Origin of the sequence: Devosia aurantiaca (genome assembly GCF_011058215.1) — a bacterium.
Classification (GTDB): Bacteria; Pseudomonadota; Alphaproteobacteria; order Rhizobiales; family Devosiaceae; genus Devosia; species Devosia aurantiaca.
The window spans coordinates 109,418-126,340 of the sequence record NZ_JAALFG010000003.1 but is presented as its reverse complement, the minus strand read 5'-3'; the positions used below and the strand labels follow the sequence as shown (position 1 = coordinate 126,340).

Genomic DNA, 16,923 nt, shown 5'->3' with positions numbered 1-16,923 from the left:
GCCGGCCTCCCTAGATGATGCCCAAGGCGGTGACGGCCATGTCCACCAGCTTGATGCCGATGAAGGGCGCGACGAGGCCGCCCAGGCCATAGACGAGCAGGTTGCGGGAAAGGAGCGCCGCGGCGCCGACTGGACGGTATTTTACGCCACGGAGGGCAAGCGGGATCAGCGCGACGATGATTAGGGCATTGAAGATCACGGCCGACAGGATCGCCGATTGCGGCGACTGAAGGCCCATGATGTTGAGGGCGCCGAGCTCCGGATAGGTCACGAGAAACAGGGCCGGGATGATGGCAAAATATTTGGCCACGTCGTTGGCGATGGAGAAAGTGAGCGCGCCGCGCGTCATCAGGATCTGCTTACCGATCTCGACGATCTCGATGAGCTTGGTAGGACTGCTGTCGAGGTCGACCATGTTGCCAGCCTCGCGCGCCGCCTGGGTACCGGACTGCATGGCGACGCCGACATCGGCCTGGGCCAGGGCCGGCGCGTCATTGGTGCCGTCGCCGCACATGGCGATCAGGCGGCCGCCGACCTGTTCCTTGCGGATATAGTCGAGCTTCTGCTCGGGCGTGGCTTCGGCAAGAAAATCGTCGACGCCGGCTTCGGAGGCGATGGCAGCGGCGGTCACAGGGTTGTCGCCGGTGACCATGACGGTGCGGATGCCCATGGCGCGGAGGGCGGCGAAGCGTTCCTTGATGCCGGGTTTTACCACATCCTTGAGATGCACAACGCCGAGCACGCGATCGGCTTCTGCAACAGCCAGCGGCGTACCGCCGGAACGGGCGATGGTCTCGACGGCCTTGGTGAAGTCGTCAGGCGCCGTGGTGCGATCAAGACCGACAAAGCGGAGCACGGCGTCGACAGCGCCCTTGCGGATGCGGCGGCTTTCGATGTCGATGCCAGATATGCGGATCTGGGCGGAGAAGGCGATGGTCGTCGTGCCGTTTCCGACAATGCGCGGCTCGCCAAGGCCGAAATCGGACTTCGCAAGCGCCACGATCGACCGGCCTTCGGCGGTTTCATCGGCGAGGCTGGCGAGCAGAACGGCTTCGGCAAGTTCCTTTTCGCCGACACCGGCGACGGGCAGGAATTCGGAGGCCATGCGGTTGCCGAAGGTGATGGTGCCGGTTTTGTCGAGGAGGAGTGTATCCACGTCGCCGGCGGCTTCCACCGCCCGGCCGGAGGTGGCGATGACGTTGAAGCGGATCAGCCGGTCCATGCCGGCAATGCCGATGGCCGAGAGCAGCCCGCCAATGGTGGTGGGGATCAGCGTCACGAGGAGCGCCGCGAGCACGGAGACGGACAGGTCGGTGCCGGAATAGGCGGCAGGCCATAGAGCGTCACAACGGCGATCAGGAAGACCAGCGTCAATCCGCTTAGAAGGATCGAGAGGGCGACCTCGTTGGGCGTCTTCTGCCGCTTGGCGCCTTCGATCAGGGCGATCATGCGGTCGACGAATGTTTCGCCGGGTTTTGTGGTGATGCGCACCTTGAGCCAGTCGGAGATGACCTGGGTGCCGCCGGTGACGGCCGAACGGTCGCCGCCGGCTTCGCGGATCACGGGTGCGGATTCTCCGGTGATGGCACTTTCATTAACGGAAGCAATGCCTTCGATGACTTCGCCGTCGCCGGGCATGAGGTCGTTGACCTCGACAAGGACGATGTCGCCGACCTTGAGGCTGGTGGCGGGGATAATTTCGCAGGCGTAATTGTCGCGCTGGTTGGGGAAGAGCAGCTTTTTGGCGACGAGGTCGGACTTGCTGCGCTTCAAACTCTCCGCCTGAGCCTTGCCGCGGCCTTCGGCAACGGCTTCGGAAAAGCAGGCAAACAAGACGGTAAGCCACAGCCAGAGGGCGATCTGACCGGAAAAGCCAGGCACTCCGGATGCCCCAAGCACTTCTTGGACAAAGAGCACAGTGACGAGGACGGCCACGATTTCGGTGACGAAGATCACCGGGTTGCGGATGAGCTGGCGCGGGTCGAGCTTGCGCAAGGCGTCGCCGAGGGCCGGCACGAGGATGGCCGGGTCGAGCATGGAGATGGATTTGGTGGACATGGAATGTTCCTAAAAGCTCTGGCCGGCGAGCATGACGAAGTGCTCGACGATGGGCCCGAGAGCCAGGGCTGGGAAGAATTGCAGCCCGCCCAGGATAAGGATGATGCCGATGAGGAGGCCCACAAAGAGCGGACGATCGGTCGGGAAGGTGCCAGAAGAGACCGCAGCGCGCGGTTTTTTGGCGATGGCACCGGCGATGGCGAGCACAGGCACGAGGTAAGCGAAGCGGCCCAGAAGCATGGCGATGCCCAGGGTCGTGTTGTACCAGGGCGTGTTGGCAGTAAGGCCGCCAAAGGCCGAGCCATTGTTGGCGGCAGCAGATGTGTAGGCGTAGAGGATTTCGCTGAGCCCATGTGGGCCGGGCGTGAGGATCGAATTCGTGCCCCATTCGGCCACGGCAGAGACCGCAGTGAAGCCGAGGATGGTTAGCGGCAAGATGAGGACGGCCAGCATAGCGAGCTTCATCTCGCGCGCTTCGATCTTCTTGCCCAAAAATTCGGGCGTGCGGCCGACCATGAGACCGGCGACGAAAACAGCAAGGATAGCAAAGACGAGAAGACCGTAGAGGCCCGAGCCGACGCCACCGGGCAGGACTTCGCCGAGCTGCATCAGGAACAGCGGCACAAGGCCGCCGAGCGGGGTCAGCGAGCCATGCATGGCGTTGACGCCGCCATTGGAGAGGCCAGTGGTGACGGCGGCGTAGAGGGCCGACATGGCCTGGCCGAAGCGAACTTCCTTGCCTTCCATATTGCCCAGCATCGGGTCGACGCCGACGGCAGTCAGCAGAGGATTGCCGAAGCTTTCGGCCCAGTAGATGGCGCCGGTGCTGACGACCAGCATGATGACGGTGACGGAGAGCAGCGCACAGCCCTGGCGGCGCGAGCCGACCATCTGGCCGAAGGCGTAGACCAGAGCCGAGGAGACGGTGAGCATGGCAATGATCTGGAGATAGTTCGAGAAGGCGGTGGGGTTCTCGAACGGATGGGCGGCATTGGTGTTAAAGAAGCCGCCGCCATTGGTGCCCAGCTGCTTGATGGCCTCTTGGGAGGCAACGGGCCCAGTGGCGATGGTCTGCTGCGCACCTTCAAGCGTCGTCGCGACAAAGCTGGCGTCGAGCGACTGCGGCACGCCCATGGTCACGAATGCCAGTGCGACCACGATGGCGAGAGGCAGCAGCACATAGAGCGTGGCGCGGGTGAGATCGACCCAGAAATTGCCCAGCTCACTGACGCCAGAGCGCATGAAGGCGCGGGTCAGCGCCATGGCGACGCCGATGCCGGTGGCGGCGGAGACGAAGTTCTGGACCGTAAGACCCAGCATCTGGCTGAGATGGCTCATGGTGGTTTCACCGCCATAACTTTGCCAATTGGTGTTGGTGACGAAGCTCACGGCGGTGTTGAAGGCGAGATCCGGCGCAAGGCCGGCGAAGCCCTGCGGGTTGAGCGGCAGATAGTTCTGCACGCGCAGCAAGACATAAAGGCCGAAAAAACCGGCGGTGCTGAAGGCGAGAACGCCAAGGGCATAGCCGAGCCAGGATTGCTCGCGCTCCGGCTTGACGCCGGCCAAGGCGTAAAAGCCGCGCTCGACTGGGGCGAGCACGGGCGAGAGGAAGGTGCGTTCGCCGGAAAAGACGCGGGCCATATAGAGGCCGAGCGGCCTGACCAGCACAAGGACTGCGACCAGCACGAAGCCGATCTGCAGCCAGCCGATAAGGGACATGATGGCTCCGGATCAGAAGCGTTCGGGCGCCAGCAGCGTCACCACGAGGTAGACGGCCAAGGCCACGGCGATGAGGAAGGAGATGATGAGCATGGCGGTGCTCAGAGCCGATCAAGCGCTGCGGCATAGATCGCGAGGGCGATCAGGGTGCCGGCGCCGAGGGCGATAAAGGCAAGGTCGAGCATTGGAGCCTCTTGGAGTTGAGGCCGATCAGATGCTCCCGATGCGCATCAGCTTTCCATATGGAAGGCCGACCCGGCGCATAAGGATTTCATAAGGTCAGATGAGGTGCGGGAGAGCGTTTTCCAGCGTGTGGATGAAACAGACGCCGCCCATCAGCATGTCGCCGGCAAAGCGCTGCGCCCGCTTGTGCCAGGAGCGGGCGAGGCCAAGGACTTGGCTGGCGGCGCCGGTATTGAGGGTCTTCAAACGCTGGCGGGTCAGGCGGTTGGCCATATGCGCCTTGGCAATGAGGTCGGTGCCCCAGTTCGGCGGGCCCACCACGAGCGTGCCCATGGGGGCGTCGCTGTTCCAGAAACCCTGAATGACGTGGCCGTCCGTGGTCGTCGCCGAATCCATTTCGGTGCAGTCTTCGTCGGCGTAGAAGGCTTCGACGACAAGGTGTTCGAGCGCCAGGCCCGGGCCGTATTTGCGATAGGCTTCGTCATAGGCGCATTTGGGCGTGAAGAGCGTTGCGCCCGCGCGAATGTTAACGCTGAGAGCGATGGGGGTGCCGTCGAGCAGGAGGCTATCGACCGAGGTGTGGCCCAGATGGGGGCAGAAGGCCTTGCGCGCAAAGCGGGCGTGCTGCGGGTCGGAAAGGAAGGAGGTGCCGGCCTTGCCCTTCCAGCCGCTATGCTCGACGGCGAGAAATTGTTCGATGCGCTTGGTGACGAGAGCGGGATTTGTCGCGCGCTCGAACTGAAGATCGCCGAGGTCGCGCAGGCGGCGCAGGTTACGTTCGATGTCCTTGACGCGGCTCTTGGCAACGGCAGAGCCCAGATGCTCCTTGAAGCTGCGCGAGAGACGCGCCAGGCGGGCGCGATGATATTGCGGCAGCGGCAGGCAGCGGACGGACGTGTCCGATTGGAGCACGGCCAGCCGGCGGGCGAAGTGGCTCGTGAGATCGAGGTGCGGAAAGCTCCAGCGCTTGGGTGCCCGGCCGGTCCTTGTGGCGCCGAGCCATGCTGCGATTACGGCGTCGGCTTCCTCGCGGTAAATCAGGGGCTGGCCGCAGACCTGATAAAGGTTGGTGGCGGCGACGGCGCTGGGCAGCGGCAGGGTCTTGTTGCGGTATGGGAAGAGGCCGAGCAGACGCTCGCGGTCGGCGCTCCAGATGGCTATGGCACGGAGGCCGGAGCCACGATCCACGGTTTCGATGCCTGCCATCACATAGGCGCGGGCATAGAAGGGGTTGCTGTCCAGCGCGTTGGCGGCCAGCGCATCCCATTGCCCGGCATCGAGCTGGCTCAGGGCTTTGTCGTCGAGAATTTCGACGATGAGGTCGTTTGCAGAACTGGTTTTCATGCGTGCAGCTCCCCCTGCTCACATTCTTGCCGCCGGCAAATACCGGCAGGACGAGACCGAGCCGCTTTCGTGCGAACCAGGCCATCAGCACGCCCCTGACCGTGAGGCCCGTGACCGCGCCCAGGGCTGCCCCGATCGGACCCAGCAAGGGTACAAGGCAGAGCGCTACGGCCAGATTAATGAGCAGCGCCAGAAGGAAAGCAATTGAACATGCCCTTTCCTCACCCAGCATGGTCAACACATCCTCACCCGGCCCCAGGGCGCAGGCGATAACGATGCCCAGGCAAAGCACCGGGATGAAGCTGTGGGCGCTGGTGAACTCGGGACCGAAGAAGGACAGCAGCACGCCGCCGAAGATGGACAAGAGGACGGCGCCGGCAAAGGCAACGGAGGTTGCGAGCCTCGTGGAGCGGCGGATCAACGCCTGCAGCTCGGCGCGCTTATTGGCGGCGGAGAGCTGCGCATATTTCTGTGCAGTAACCGCAGTGACGCCATAAGGCACATAGGCGAGGATTTGTGTCAGGCGTGAGGCAGCGAAGTAGAGCGCGACCGTTTCGGGCGGCACGAAGAAGCCGAGGATCAGGATATCGGCATTGGCGAAGAGGACCTCGGCAACATCGACGCTGGCGATGGGCAGCGCGGTCTTGATCCAGGCCCGGGTCGAAAACTGGGGCTTTGCATCTCGGATAAGCAGGCTGAGGTGTGGCCAGAGCAGCGCGAACTGGATGGCAATGGTGGCGAGCAGGCCGGCAATGGTGAGTGTTATGACCGTAGTAGCGTCGACCGCGAAGCCTAGGGTCAGCAGGGTGGCAAGGCCGCCGATGATGACGATGTGGCGGAGAAGGTAAACGGGACCGATGCCCAGCGTTGGACGATCGATGCCGCGGCCGATGGCTTCGAGAAAGTCCTGGAGGGCAAGGAGCGGTATGGCGGCCAATGCGAGAGTGGCGAGCGAGGCGTATTGGGGCTCGAGCAGTGGTAATGGGCCCTGGACGAGGCCGAAACCGATGACGACAACAATCAGGAAAAAACGCCAAGCGTGGCGGTGACGGAGAATTGAGCAGCCCGAGCGCCCTGCCCCTCTCGCCGCGTTCGAGATATTCGGCAAGCAGGCGGCAGAGCAGTTGTGCGGTGCCAAAGGTGGCGAAATGGCCGAATAGCAGCAGGTAGACGAGGACGAGCGCATAGCGTCCGAACTCTTCGGCGCCCATGATGCGCGAGGCCAAAACCTGGGCGGCGAGTGCGAGACCCGCGCCGCCGATCCGGATTGCCATGACGTGGAAGGATGGATTGGCGAGCTTTTGCAAGCCGCCCAAAATGCGCCGGGTGGCTCCCTTGTCCGGGCTTTGGACGCTCGACAGGCTCAAGGTGCTTCCGTGCGACGAAAGGTCGTTCTCGTGCTTGCACCTTAGAGACGGGAGGGCAAAGCACTATCGCTGAATAAGAATATGGTTAGAGAGCTCTTTGCATTCGCTGAACAAGCTCCACTAGAGGATGAGAAATCTTCCGGGAGCGTGTAACCGGGACGAGTTCGGAAACGTTTGCGGTTGGTCAGGAGGAGTTTTCCATGGAATATCGCAGGCTCGGCAATAGCGGGGCGGTCGTTTCGGCCTATTGCCTCGGCACAATGACGTTTGGGGATGAAGCCGACGAGGCGACTTCGTTTCGCCTGATGGACCAATATGTCGAGGCGGGCGGAAATTTCCTCGACACCGCCAATGTTTATAGCGCCGGCATCTCGGAAGAGATCGTGGGGCGCTGGCTCAAGGGCAAGCAGCTGCGCGACCTGGTGATCACGACCAAGGGCCGGTTCCCGATGGGCGACGGGCCAAACCACGTCGGCCTTTCCCGCAAGAACCTGCGCGAAGCGCTCGATGCGTCGCTGAGGCGTCTCGGGGTTGAGCATATCGATCTTTACCAGATGCACGCCTTTGACGCGCTGACGCCGCTCGATGAAACGCTGCGCTTTCTCGATGACGCGATTGCAAGCGGCAAGATCAGCTATTACGGCTTTTCCAACTTTTTGGGCTGGCAGCTGACCAAGGCGGTTTGGACGGCCAAGGCGCAGGGATACCAGCCGCCGGTGACGTTGCAGCCGCAGTATAATCTGCTGGTGCGGGACATCGAGCATGAGGTGGTGCCCGCAGCCTTGGATGCCGTTGTTGGTCTCCTTCCGTGGTCGCCACTCGGTGGCGGCTGGCTCAGCGGCAAGTACAAGCAGGACCAGATGCCGACCGGCGCGACACGGCTGGGTGAAAACCCCAAGCGCGGCATGGAAGCCTTCGAAAAGCGCAACAGCAATGCGGCGACATGGGAAGTTATCGGCGCAGTGCAGGATCTTGCCGAAGCCCGTGGCGCCAGCATGGCGCAGGTGGCGCTTGCCTGGGTCGCTGCGCAGCCTGCCGTTACCTCTGTGATCTTGGGCGCGCGAACGACGGAACAGCTGGCGGATAATCTCGGTGCCGCATCGCTGACGCTGAGCGAGGCCGAGCTGGCTGAGCTCAGCGCCGTCAGCAAGCCGCAGATGGCGGACTATCCTTATGGCGAGGGTGGTATCAACCAGCGCCATCGCAAGCTTGAGGGCGGACGATAAATATGGCTGAACTTGTTATTCCCGACCTTACCGGCAAGGTCGTGCTGATCACTGGTGCGTCGACCGGTATCGGCGCGGCTTTGGCTCAGGCCTTTGCTGCGCAGGGCGCCAAAATTGGTGTGCATTACCATGCCAGCGTGGATGCTGCCGAGCAGGTAGCGACTTCGATCCGCGAGGCTGGCGGCGAAGCGGTGACCATCCGTGCCGACGCAAACCAGTCGTCCGCGATGAAGCAGGCGGTGGAGGACACCGTTGCGGCCTTCGGGCGGCTCGATGGCCTGATCAACAATGCCGGCGGCATGGTCGCCCGCGTCACCTATGCCGAGATGAGCGACGAGCATTATGATGCGGTCATGGACCTCAACGGCCGCTCGGTGCTGGCGGCAACGGCGGCGGCCGTGCCGCATTTGAAGAAGGCGGGCGGCGGCTTTGTCATCAACACGACATCGATTGCGGCCCGGAACGGGGCCAGCAATGGTGCGGGCATCTACGGCTCGTCCAAGGCCTTTATCGCCAATGTGACGCGCGGCATGGCCAAGGAGCTCATTCCTTTCGGCATTCGCGTCAACGCTGTGGCGCCGGGCGTGATCAGCACGCCCTTCCACGAGCGCTATTCGACCGACGAACAGCTCAAAGCCGCGCTCGCCACGATCCCGCAGGGTCGCCTCGGCACGGTCGAGGACGTGGTCGGGACCTATCTGTTTTTGGCGTCAAAGGCGCTTTCCGGGTACATCATTGGCCAAGAGATCGAGGTCAATGGCGGCCAGTTGATGCCGTAAGAGGAAGAATCCATGAGCAAACGCATCGTTTTTACCGGCGGCAGCGGCAAAGCCGGGCAGCACGCGGTCGCCTATCTCGTGGCGCAGGGGCACGAGGTCTTCAACCTCGATCTCAAGCCACTCGGGATGGAAGGCGTGAACACGCTGATCACCGACTTGACCGATAGCGGCCAGGTCTTCAACGCGCTCTCGATGCATTTCGATTTCGATGGCTTTGCTACAGGGCAAGGTCCTAAGCCGATCGATGCAGTGGTGCATTTTGCGGCGGTGCCGCGCGTGCTGATCCAGCCGGACAATGAGACATTCAAGGCCAATGTGGTCTCGACCTATAATGTCATCGAGGCCGCGACCAAGCTTGGCATTCGCAAGATCGTCATCGCTTCCAGCGAAACGACCTATGGTGTCTGCTTTGCCGAGGGCGACAAGGATTTTCACGCCTTTCCGCTTGAAGAGGATTACGACAGCGACCCGATGGACAGCTATGGGCTCTCCAAGGTTGTCAATGAAAAGACGGCGCGAGCCTTCGCCCTGCGCTATGGCGCAGACATCTATGCCTTGCGCATCGGCAATGTGATCTCGCCGGAAGACTATGCGAACTTCCCGGCTTTCCTGGCCGTTCCGCCGTCACGCAAGCGCAATGCCTGGAGCTATATCGACGCGCGCGACCTCGGGCAGATCGTCGATCTCTGCGTCGGCAAAGATGGACTGGGCTTCCAGGTCTTCAATGCCACCAATAACGAGATCACCGCTTATGAGCCGACGGAAGCGTTTTTGCGCAAGTGGGCGCCGGGCTCGCCGATCACCCGGCCCATGGGAGAATGGGAGGCGCCGCTCTCCAATCGCAAGGCGCGCGAAGTGCTAGGGTTTCAAGAAAACCACAACTGGCGGAAATACGTCAAAGCCCCGTGATGCGGAGGATTGCCAAACTGGGCATCGGGGATCACTGTCGCGCCATCAGATGCGCTGGGGAGTGAGCCGCGATGATTGCAGGGCAGAACGAGGCCGGTGGGCTCAACAGGAGATCGTTCCTCGTGGGTCTCGCCGCTGTCGGGGCTTTGAGCCTGGCCGGATGCGCCACCACTGGCGGCGGCATGAGTGATGCCGATGCGGCGCGCATCTATGGTCCGCTGCCCAACGAGCGCTTTCCCGTCCCAGCGGTTAATCTCAGCAAGCTCAATCCGAAATACCGGCGACAGCGGATACGGTATGACAGCAAGGAAGCGGTCGGGACGATCATCGTCGATCCGCGCGCCTATTATGTCTACCGCATCGAGGGCGACGGCTACGCAACGCGCTATGGCGCCAATGTCGGACGCGCCGGGTTCCTCTGGAGCGGCGACGCCTATATCGGTCGCAAGGCCGAATGGCCGATCTGGACGCCGCCCAAGGAGATGATTGCGCGCCAGCCGGAGGCAGCACCCTATGCTAATGGCATGGCACCGGGCCTCAACAATCCGCTCGGCGCGCGCACGCTCTACCTCTATCAGGACGGCGTCTACACTCTTTTCACGATCTACAGCACGATCATGCCAGAAACGATCGGCCGTGGCGTAACCAGCGGCTGCGTGGGCCTCCTGACGCAGGACATGCTCGACCTTTACGACAAGACCCCGGTCAACACCAAGGTCATCGTCATCAAGGCGTAAGTGGCTAAAGGGTCAGCCCATCTAGGCAAAGGCGCTGTAAGGGAATTGTAAGGCGGTTGACGCGGTCGTGATTGCTTTTTTGATCTTGGGAGTCACATCGGGCCGTAGACACCCTATCTACACGCGGCAGCAAGAAAACATCGATGATTTGCTGGCAGAAACAGGATCATCAATGAAGCTTAGCCACCTCAAAACAGTTCTGCATCTGGAAGACGAGATGATGCTCGTCATGGATCTTGAAGAGCTGATGCGCGCCCAGGGCGTTGCCGAGGTGTTGCATTGCGCGACGGCGCGTGCCGCTATCGAGATCATCAACACGACGCCGCCTGATGCTGCGGTGGTCGACGCCTATGTGCGTGACGGTGACACGCAGGCGGTTGCGGCCTTGCTCAAGGCGCGCAGCATTCCGTTCATCATGCTGAGCGGGGCGTCCGACCCGTTCGACAATCGGACCGACGCGATCTGGGTGAACAAGCCGGCCTCGGACGAGGACATGATCGCGGCGCTTGTTATGGCGACGTCGCCTTCGTAGCCATTTCTGCTTGAGCTTTGAAAGCTCACGCCAAACAATTCTTTTACTTCCATTTTCTTCGACATGCATCGTTTCTGGTCAGGCTCGCGTTTTGCGATCTCTTGCACCCGGAGCGAACATGTCGGACGACTATACGCCTTATGCCCTCGTGGCAGACGACGACGTTTTTATACGCATGGACGCTGCCGAAATCCTCCAGAATGCAGGGTTCCGCGTTTACGAGGCAGCAAGCGTGAACGAGGCTTTTGCAATCCTTTTGGAAGCTGGGAATGCAATTCAATTGCTGTTCACTGACGTCCAAATGCCGCCCGGTGAATTAAACGGGTTCGATTTAGCTCGGCGCTGCTCCAGCGACTGGCCGCATATCAAGATCCTGGTGTCATCCGGCCAGATCAGGCCTCAGCCTGGGGATATGCCGGACGGCGCGGTATTTATCAGCAAGCCCTTCACGCCCGAGGTCATCTACGAACGCTTGCAGGTGTTGTTGCCCGATGGGCAAAAGCCCGAGCCGCTCAAGGTCTCGCACAAGTCTCACTCATCCTGACTTAGGTGTTTTTGCTGCCTTCTCATCAGAGGCAACCAATGTGGTGGGTTACCGATTGGGAGTCCCCTAGACCTCGCCTAACCCACCGGACACAATGACCAGCCAGCAATCGAGCACTCCTGCAACCGCGCGCATGGAGCCCGTCGGCCTGCCCAGCGACCTGGCCACCGCGATGCAAAGCGAGCAGCCCCCTTCCGCCGGTGTGGCGTTCCGACTGATCGGAACGTTAAAGGATCAAGCCCAAAGCTGGATCTATCTTACCACCAGTGAACGCCGGGCCGAGGAAACAACGCGCGCGTTGGCCAGTTTCCTGCCGGGCCGTCTGGTAGTGCACCTTCCCGCCTGGGATTGCCTCCCCTACGACCGCGCGCCGCCCAGCCGCGAAATCATGGGCAAACGCATGCTGGCACTGCGAAAGTGCGTTCGCTCGGAAAGTGCACCCATCCTTGTGTTATCGGTCGAAGCGGCGATACAAAAATTGCCGCCGATCGATGTTGTCCAAGCGACCGAAATGACGCTCAGCAAGGGCCAAAAGCTCGACCGCGAGGCGCTGGAAAAGTTTGCGCTTGAGACCGGCTACACGCTGGACGATCGGGTCGACGAACCCGGCGAGATCGCGTTTTACGGCAATGTGGTTGACATTTTCCCAGCCGACGCGGATGAGCCGGTGCGGATCACCGACATCGACGGCGTGATCCAAACGATGATGCGCTACGATCCGCGTACGCAACGCACGCTCGATGAACTGGCCACCCTAGCGCTAGGCGCAGCATCCGAGGTTATCAGGCGCGCCGAAGATCGTCAGCCTGGGCAGGAGCATCGGCTGTCCGAGCACTATGAGAGCCTTGCCAGCGTTTTCGACTATCTACCGGATGCCAGGCTGATCTTGGCGGGTCCGATCAAAGAGCGCATCGGGCGTGTGCTGGAGCAGATCACCGAGGCGCATGCTTCGGCGGATCAGTTCGGCGACATGCATCCGCTCAGCGTGACCGGGCTCTATCTCGACGAGAAAGCGTGGAAGGCGGAATGCAAGAAGCGCAAGGCGATCGAGGCCGATCTAGCGGACCTTGCGCCGATGGACAGCTTTTCGGCAGAGCGGTTTCCCGGGCGCGCGCTGGCCAAGTTTTTGCGCGATCATGCAGCGGACCCAGTCGTGCTCTGCGGCACGGAAGCGGAGCGCAAGAAGCTTTTCGGCGTGCTCAAGCGCAGCGATATCGAGCCGCAACAATTGGCCGGCTCGTTTGCGGGCGTTGGAGAGGAGCCGGGCCTATGGCTGGCCGATGTCGACCTCGATGCCGGATTTATCGATAGAAAGTCGGGGCTTGCCGTCGTTGCTGCTTCGGATGTGTTCGGCAGCCGCTTTCATGCCGAAGAAGTCGATCTCAACACGCTGATCGCGCCGCTGGAGCTGCGTGTTGGCGATGTGGTGGTGCACGAAGATCATGGCGTCGGCATCTTGCGCGACCTGACCCGTGTCACGACCGGCGAGCTCGAGGAAGATACGATCCAGCTTGAATACCACGGCGAGACCAAGGTCATGGTGCCGGTCACCGATTTCGGCAAGCTCTGGCGCTATGGGGCGGAAGCCGAGGCGGTAACGCTCGATCGTCTCAACACCGATGCCTGGGACAAGAAGCGCGCCACGGTCAGCCTTGAGATCGACGAGGCGGCCAAGCATCTGGCCGATCTCGCCAAGGAGCGGCTCACGGCCAAGGCCGAGACGCTTAAGCCGGCGAAGAAGGACTTCGACCGGCTCGCCCAGCGCTTTCCCTATGTGGAAACGCCAGACCAGACGGCAGCGATCAAGGCCGTGCTGGACGATCTCGCCTCAGGCCATCCGATGAACCGGCTGATATGCGGCGATGTCGGCTTCGGCAAGACCGAGATCGCCCTGCGTGCAGCGGCGGCAGCGGCACTTGCCGGCAAGCAGGTCGCGATGATCGCGCCCACGACGGTGCTGGTGCGGCAGCACCTTGAAAGCTTCGAACGCCGGTTTGCCGGCACCGACATCAAGGTGGGAACGCTGTCGCGTCTCAACAGCGCCGCGGAAGCCACGGCAACCAAGGAGGCTCTGCGCAGCGGCGAAATCCGCATTGTCGTGGCGACGCATGCGCTCAGCGGCAAGGATGTCGAGCTGCCCGAACTCGGGCTCGTCATCATCGACGAGGAACAGCGCTTTGGTGCCAAGCTCAAGCGGCAGTTGCAAGACATGGCAGCCAATGTGCACCTGTTGTCCATGACCGCCACGCCAATTCCGCGCTCGCTGCAAGCGGCCATGGTTGGACTTCAGGATGTCAGCATTCTTGCAACGCCCCCTGCCCGGCGCAGGCCGATCCGCACCTTCGTCGCGCCTTTCGACGCGGCCACCGCGCGAACTGCCCTGCTGCGCGAAGTCCGCCGTGGTGGACAAAGCTTTGTCGTGGTACCTCGCATCGAGGACATCGACGTGGTTCGCGTCGAACTCGAGCGGATCGTACCCGATCTCGAGGTGACCGTCGCTCATGGCGGCCTCAAGCCGCAGGAGATCGACGCAGCGCTGATGGGCTTTGCAAACGGCAAGGGCCATGTGCTGCTGGCCACCAACATCATCGAAAGCGGGCTCGACGTGCCGCGCGCCAACACGATGCTCGTGTGGCGTGCCGATCGCTTCGGGTTGTCGCAACTGCATCAGCTTCGCGGTCGAGTTGGGCGTGGGCGCATCCAGGGGGTCGCCTACCTTTTGCTCGATCCGGAACAGGAAGTCGCGGAGAACACCCGCGCGCGACTATCGACGCTCGAAGCCTTTGACCGGCTGGGTTCGGGTTTCCAGATCAGCGCCCGCGACCTCGAGCTGCGTGGGGCCGGCGACCTTTTGGGCGAAGACCAGGCGGGCCATGTGCATCTGATCGGCTCGGCGCTTTATCAGCAGCTGCTGGAACGCGCCCTGACCGAGGCCAAGAACGAGAAAGCAGAAAGCGTGCGACCCGCCGAGCTCAATATCGGCAGCCTTGGCAGAATTCCGGACGACTATGTGCCGGAAGCAGTGGTGCGCATCAATCTTTATGCCCGTCTCCAGCGCATCGCCAAGCTGGATGAACTCGACGCCTTCGCCGAGGAGCTGGAGGATCGCTTCGGACCCCTCCCCGAGGAAGCGGAACAGCTGATCGCGGTGACGCGGCTGGCCATCGCTGCGGGATCGATCGGGGTCGAACGCATCGACGCCGGTCCCCTGGGTATCGCGCTCACTGCCACCCGCGAAAACGACCCGGCCAAGATCGCCAAGGGGCTCAAGCAGGGCTGCAAGGTCAAGGAGCGACGCCTGATCGTCGAACGGCAGGAGGAGCTTGCGGTGACAGCGCAGTTGCGCGAGTTGCTGGAGGCTTGAACGTCCAAAGACCTTCACGCGAGGGTGGCAGCGCGGCCGCCACCCTCGCCTGGTCCGATGCGTTAGATCAGATCCACTTCGGCGCGCCGCCCTTGTAGCGGTCGCCAAAGCTGCCATTGGGTAGCACTTCTCTTATCCGCGCCAGATCGCCTTCTTCGAGCGTGACGTCGGCAGCACCGAGATTTTCTTCGAGCCGCGTGCGGTTGCGCGTGCCGGGAATGGGAACAATGTCGTCGCCCTGCGCAAGAAGCCAGGCCAGGGCAAGCTGAGCGGGGGTGATGTTCTTCTCCTCGGCCAGCCGTTGCAGCTGGCGAACGGCATCCATGTTCTTTTCGAAATTGCCCGGCTCCCAGCGAGGGTCCAAGCCATTGCGCATATCACCCTGCTCGTAGTCGGAAGCAGGCTTTGCCGTGCCGGTCAGGAAGCCACGGCCCAGTGGCGAATAAGGCACGAGGCCGATACCCAGTTCGTGGAGCGTTGGGAAGAGGGTTTCGACGTCGCGCTCAAAAACCGAATATTCCGTTTGCAGCACCGAGACGGGCTGAATGGCGTGCGCCTTGCGGATGGTCTGCGCCCCGGCTTCGCTGAGGCCGAAATATTTGACCTTGCCCTCATCAATCAGATCCTTGACCGTGCCGGCGACGTCCTCGATCGGCACATTGGGGTCGAAGCGGTGCTGGTAGAGAATGTCGATGTGGTCGGTGCCAAGGTAGCGAAGGCTGTTCTCGGCCACTTCGCGGATATGTTCGGGCCGGCTGTCGGTGCCATAGTCATGCGTTAAACCGAACTTGGTCGCGATGACGATGTCGTCGCGAAAACCGCTTACCGCACGGCCCAGGAACTTCTCGTTCTCGCCCCAGCCATAAAGCTCAGCCGTATCGAACAGGGTGACGCCCAGCTCGTAGGCACGCTGGATGGTCTTGAGCCCGTCGGTTTCGTCAGACGAACCATAGGCCAGGTGGAAGCCCATGGCGCCATAGCCGATGGCGGCGACTTCGAGACCTTCGCTACCCAATTTGCGCTTTTCCATGTCGATCGTCCTTTCGTTGAAATTATCGACACTGTGGACCGTGCACTGGCTCAGGACGATGCCCGATCCTCTTAATTGATTGCCTGATCCTGCCGGCGCATTGACCTTTCCGTGTGATCGCGCCCAGATGGCACCATGACCGATCTAGCCGATATCAAGTCCATGGCCTTGCGCCATGCCGGACCGCACAGCACCGCCCTGCCCCGGCTAAGCATCTTTCAAATCGACCGATCCACGCGGCTGCGCGCCCTGATCTACGATCCCATCGTTTGCCTCGTCTTGCAGGGCGCCAAGCGCACCATCATCGGCAACCAGGTGCTCGAATATACGGCCGGCCACAGCATGATCGTTGCCGCGGAAGTCGCGGCCATGGGCCAGGTGTGCGAGGCGTCGACCGATGAGCCGTATCTCGCGCTTAACCTCTTCATCGACCCGGCCGTCATTGCCGCGCTGATCCTGGAAATGTCCGGCATGCCGGATCCGCCGACCGATACCGGCTTTGGAGTCAGCAAGGCGGGGCCGCAATTGCTGGAGGCCTGGGGACGGTTCGTCGGCTTGCTGGACCGACCCGAAGAGATCGCCGTTATGGCGCATCATTTCGAGCACGAGTTGATGTTTCGCCTTCTCATGGGTCCGCAGGGTGCGCTGCTTCGCCAGATCGCGAGCAGCGATGGGCGCCTCGCTCATATTCGCAGATCCATGGCCTGGATCCGCGATCATTATGCCGAGCATCTGAGCATCGATGCCATGGCGACCGTTGCCGGGATGAGCGTCTCGGTGTTCCACCGGCGCTTCAAGGCGGTCACTGGCCAGAGTCCGCTGCAATACCAAAAGCACATTCGGCTGCATGAGGCGCGACGGCGGCTTGTTTCGGACCAGGCCGAAGCGGCAAACGTCGGCTTTTCGGTGGGCTACGAAAGCGCGTCCCAGTTCAGCCGCGAATACAAACGCCTCTTCGGCGCACCACCACGGCGGGATGCGGAGACGATACAGACGATTGTCGAAACCGGTCTGTGAGAGGGCTGTTAGCGCCTAGGCGGGAGGACGAAAAGCACGACGCCTTTGATGCATGGAGGCGCTGCAAAAACGCACTGCAACTCGATGGCTGAGGAGCGGGTTATTAGGCAGCCA

The 16,923-nt window shown here is 61.9% G+C and carries 12 protein-coding genes and 2 pseudogenes; 8 read left to right on the top strand and 6 right to left on the bottom strand.

Annotated elements, in window-relative coordinates; genetic code table 11:
• Positions 1–10 precede the first annotated feature (10 nt).
• The 5 genes and pseudogenes from kdpB to G5575_RS22290 form a co-directional block, all read right to left on the bottom strand.
• Positions 11–2,058 (bottom strand): annotated as a pseudogene (gene kdpB, locus G5575_RS13860) (potassium-transporting ATPase subunit KdpB).
• A gap of 9 nt (positions 2,059–2,067) precedes the next feature.
• Positions 2,068–3,777, bottom strand: coding sequence for a potassium-transporting ATPase subunit KdpA (gene kdpA, locus G5575_RS13855; protein ID WP_164534851.1), 1,710 nt, complete (start codon positions 3,775–3,777; stop codon positions 2,068–2,070).
• A gap of 12 nt (positions 3,778–3,789) precedes the next feature.
• Positions 3,790–3,870 (bottom strand): K(+)-transporting ATPase subunit F, encoded by an 81-nt coding sequence (gene kdpF, locus G5575_RS22295; protein ID WP_164535115.1) that lies wholly within the window; start codon positions 3,868–3,870, stop codon positions 3,790–3,792.
• 186 nt (positions 3,871–4,056) lie between these two features.
• The gene (locus G5575_RS13845; RefSeq protein ID WP_164534850.1) at positions 4,057–5,304 is read right to left on the bottom strand and encodes a GNAT family N-acetyltransferase; all 1,248 of its coding nucleotides are present in this window, start codon (positions 5,302–5,304) and stop codon (positions 4,057–4,059) included.
• Positions 5,305–5,527: 223 nt separating this feature from the next.
• A pseudogene (locus G5575_RS22290) lies at positions 5,528–6,490 on the bottom strand (lipopolysaccharide biosynthesis protein); the annotation flags it as partial.
• Positions 6,491–6,871: 381 nt separating this feature from the next.
• On the opposite strand from G5575_RS22290, the gene G5575_RS13830 reads away from it, so the two are divergent.
• The 7 genes from G5575_RS13830 to G5575_RS13800 all read left to right on the top strand — a co-directional run bounded on the left by G5575_RS13830 (position 6,872) and on the right by G5575_RS13800 (position 14,762).
• Positions 6,872–7,897 (top strand): aldo/keto reductase, encoded by a 1,026-nt coding sequence (locus G5575_RS13830; protein ID WP_164534848.1) that lies wholly within the window; start codon positions 6,872–6,874, stop codon positions 7,895–7,897.
• A gap of 2 nt (positions 7,898–7,899) precedes the next feature.
• Positions 7,900–8,676, top strand: coding sequence for an SDR family NAD(P)-dependent oxidoreductase (locus tag G5575_RS13825; protein WP_164534847.1), 777 nt, complete (start codon positions 7,900–7,902; stop codon positions 8,674–8,676).
• A 12-nt stretch (positions 8,677–8,688) separates the two neighbouring features.
• A complete protein-coding gene (locus G5575_RS13820; protein WP_164534846.1) occupies positions 8,689–9,585 on the top strand; it encodes an NAD-dependent epimerase/dehydratase family protein in 897 nt (298 codons plus the stop codon).
• A gap of 71 nt (positions 9,586–9,656) precedes the next feature.
• Positions 9,657–10,322: a L,D-transpeptidase gene (locus G5575_RS13815; protein WP_164534845.1), complete on the top strand. Its 666-nt coding sequence runs from the start codon at positions 9,657–9,659 to the stop codon at positions 10,320–10,322.
• Between the two features lie 172 nt (positions 10,323–10,494).
• Positions 10,495–10,854 carry a response regulator gene (locus tag G5575_RS13810; protein ID WP_164534844.1) on the top strand — a complete coding sequence of 120 codons (360 nt, stop codon included), beginning with the start codon at positions 10,495–10,497 and terminating at the stop codon, positions 10,852–10,854.
• Positions 10,855–10,972: 118 nt separating this feature from the next.
• Complete coding sequence (locus G5575_RS13805) at positions 10,973–11,398, top strand: response regulator (RefSeq protein WP_207633158.1); 426 nt, start codon at positions 10,973–10,975, stop codon at positions 11,396–11,398.
• Positions 11,399–11,492: 94 nt separating this feature from the next.
• Positions 11,493–14,762: a DEAD/DEAH box helicase gene (locus tag G5575_RS13800; protein ID WP_164534843.1), complete on the top strand. Its 3,270-nt coding sequence runs from the start codon at positions 11,493–11,495 to the stop codon at positions 14,760–14,762.
• Between the two features lie 67 nt (positions 14,763–14,829).
• Here G5575_RS13800 and G5575_RS13795 read toward each other — a convergent pair whose 3' ends face one another.
• Positions 14,830–15,792 carry an aldo/keto reductase gene (locus G5575_RS13795; protein ID WP_164534842.1) on the bottom strand — a complete coding sequence of 321 codons (963 nt, stop codon included), beginning with the start codon at positions 15,790–15,792 and terminating at the stop codon, positions 14,830–14,832.
• 135 nt (positions 15,793–15,927) lie between these two features.
• Here G5575_RS13795 and G5575_RS13790 point away from each other — a divergent pair, with 135 nt between their 5' ends.
• Positions 15,928–16,809: an AraC family transcriptional regulator gene (locus tag G5575_RS13790; RefSeq protein ID WP_164534841.1), complete on the top strand. Its 882-nt coding sequence runs from the start codon at positions 15,928–15,930 to the stop codon at positions 16,807–16,809.
• Positions 16,810–16,923: the final 114 nt, after the last annotated feature.

Coding starts and splice junctions, on each gene's coding strand:
- G5575_RS13805 (WP_207633158.1), top strand. CDS start 10,973: ATGTCGGACGACTATACGCCTTATGCCCTCGTGGCAGACGACGACGTT.
- G5575_RS13795 (WP_164534842.1), bottom strand. CDS start 15,792: ATGGAAAAGCGCAAATTGGGTAGCGAAGGTCTCGAAGTCGCCGCCATC.
- G5575_RS13820 (WP_164534846.1), top strand. CDS start 8,689: ATGAGCAAACGCATCGTTTTTACCGGCGGCAGCGGCAAAGCCGGGCAG.
- kdpA (WP_164534851.1), bottom strand. CDS start 3,777: ATGTCCCTTATCGGCTGGCTGCAGATCGGCTTCGTGCTGGTCGCAGTC.
- G5575_RS13810 (WP_164534844.1), top strand. CDS start 10,495: ATGAAGCTTAGCCACCTCAAAACAGTTCTGCATCTGGAAGACGAGATG.
- G5575_RS13845 (WP_164534850.1), bottom strand. CDS start 5,304: ATGAAAACCAGTTCTGCAAACGACCTCATCGTCGAAATTCTCGACGAC.
- G5575_RS13825 (WP_164534847.1), top strand. CDS start 7,900: ATGGCTGAACTTGTTATTCCCGACCTTACCGGCAAGGTCGTGCTGATC.
- G5575_RS13800 (WP_164534843.1), top strand. CDS start 11,493: ATGACCAGCCAGCAATCGAGCACTCCTGCAACCGCGCGCATGGAGCCC.
- G5575_RS13830 (WP_164534848.1), top strand. CDS start 6,872: ATGGAATATCGCAGGCTCGGCAATAGCGGGGCGGTCGTTTCGGCCTAT.
- kdpF (WP_164535115.1), bottom strand. CDS start 3,870: ATGCTCATCATCTCCTTCCTCATCGCCGTGGCCTTGGCCGTCTACCTC.
- G5575_RS13790 (WP_164534841.1), top strand. CDS start 15,928: ATGACCGATCTAGCCGATATCAAGTCCATGGCCTTGCGCCATGCCGGA.
- G5575_RS13815 (WP_164534845.1), top strand. CDS start 9,657: ATGATTGCAGGGCAGAACGAGGCCGGTGGGCTCAACAGGAGATCGTTC.